We start from the raw sequence: 1,896 nt of genomic DNA, 5'->3' as shown, positions 1-1,896 counted from the left end.
GTGACGCCGCATCGGAACTGTCCGGTCGGTTACGCCTTCTTCCTTGAGGTTGATGTCAACCGGGAAAGCGAGGGCCCGGGCCGTACCGGACGCCGGTGCCTCCCCGGGCGTCCCCGATCTTCTCCAGGATCTGGCGTTTGCGAAGGTCGTTGAGTAGATCGCGGGCGGCGTACACCTGGATGTCGAAGAGCCGTTGGATCGTGCGGTTGGTGACGAAGCCGTACTCGCGGACGTGGTCGATGACCTTCTGGTCCATGCCGTCCACGCTCCGAGACCGATAACTCACCGCGCGGGACATCGCCGTGACGGTCTCCGGCCGCAGCCGATAGGTGGGGAAGGACTTCCTGGCCGTTCGCCGGGTCGCCTCCAGGAGGCCGCAGGCATCGGCCAACGCCGACAGGACGACCTGGGTCTCGGCGACCGGGCGTTGGATCACGGCTGCGAGCCGGGTCGCGTCGATCGTGCTCCTCCCCCGCAGGTAGGACAGCGCGAGCAGGACATTGACGTCGCGCCCTGCCCTCGCCGGCAGTTCACCGACGAAACGAACGAACGCGTCGTTCCCGATCCCGCCGGACAGTGTCGCGCGCACCAGGGTGCCGCTGTCCTCGAACGCGGGAGGCTCCTTGCCTGCCCGCAGCATCTCCCGGTAGGCGCGGTCGATCCCCTGGCCGGTGCGCTCCGCGAGTTGCAGGGCGGCGATGGTCTCGGTCAGCAGACGGTTCCGGGGCGTTGACGGGTGCGTGAGGATGTTGTCCGGCGTGACGCCCGCCACGAGGCCCCCGGGGCTGGTGATCACCAGTCGTTCGGGGGAGTGCTCGATGTCCACCGTGCCGCCGGTCTCGTAGGAGCGGTGGATGAAGGCGTTCACGATGAGTTCGCGTACGGCGTCATGCGGGTAGTCGGTGAGCTGGAGCTGGACGCCGCCCGAGATGTTGAGCGGGTGGATCTCCCGCCGTGTGGCGACCGCGTCCGTCATGGCCTCGATCGCGGCGAGCAGGGGACGGTTGCCCCGGGCCCGGCCCGTCGCCTCGCTTCCCAGGGTCGGGCGGAACTGGTACGAGTATCCGTACGCCGGAACGATGCTGTGCAGGGTTCGTTCGTCGGCGAGCAGCAGGACGCCGGCGTTGGTGACGTCTCCCGCCGCGGTGACCAGCCGCAGGGCTTCGAGCATGGCCCGATCGCCCAGCTCGGCGAGATGGTCCCGGCCGCCGGTCGTGAGAAGATCTCGAAGCCTGGCGAGCTCCACGGCGCTCAGGTCCTCGATCCGCACCCTCGATGCCTCCGCCGACCAGTCGACCTGCCCTCGCGCGATCATGACCTCGCGCTGCTGGGCAGGTGGGAACGGCAGGCATTCCTTGCCGAGGCGACGCGTGGCGAGTCCCGAGGCGTTGCTGTGGGGGATAACCCCTTGGGGGACCGTGATCGCGACCAGTCGTACGCCGTCCACGATCTTCTCGGTCACGAACGGCGTGATCGGCGGATGCGTCCGATCGAAGACGCCCTTGCGGATCTGGTCGATCGAGTAGACGCCGGGCACGCCCCGCAGGGCGTCCGCGCGGGTCTTGGCTTTGTCGTCCACTCCCAGGACCACGGTCCCGCCGCGGGCATTGACGAAGCAGACGAGGGCGTCGGCGAGCAGGTTGAAGGTCGCCTTCGGTGATTCGGCTACGAGCTTGAAGTCCAGGACCTCGGTTTCCAAAGCGTCGGCGGGGATGCCGTCGCCCACGATAGCGAGTACGGCGTCAAGCTCATCCGGCTCCATGCACTGATGGTAACTGAGAAACGTCGTTTTTCGACGTCTCTCAGTTACCATCAGTGCGGCTCGGGTTGTTCACGCGGGACCATCGTGTGCGGAGACCGGCGAGACAGCGCACATCCGGGCGGTGATCCCCGAAA

At 67.5% G+C, this 1,896-nt stretch carries 1 protein-coding gene; it reads right to left on the bottom strand.

Translation table 11 applies throughout. The features are described from left to right. Positions 1-55: 55 nt before the first annotated feature. Positions 56-1,762 carry an ATP-binding protein gene (locus tag Mth01_RS29175; protein WP_204019182.1) on the bottom strand — a complete coding sequence of 569 codons (1,707 nt, stop codon included), beginning with the start codon at positions 1,760-1,762 and terminating at the stop codon, positions 56-58. Positions 1,763-1,896: the final 134 nt, after the last annotated feature.

Origin of the sequence: Sphaerimonospora thailandensis (genome assembly GCF_016863115.1) — a bacterium.
Classification (GTDB): Bacteria; Actinomycetota; Actinomycetes; order Streptosporangiales; family Streptosporangiaceae; genus Sphaerimonospora; species Sphaerimonospora cavernae.
This window is presented reverse-complemented; position numbering and strand designations above follow the sequence as displayed.

Excerpts from the sequence above, each read along its gene's own strand:
- Mth01_RS29175 (WP_204019182.1), bottom strand. The coding sequence starts at position 1,762 with ATGGAGCCGGATGAGCTTGACGCCGTACTCGCTATCGTGGGCGACGGC.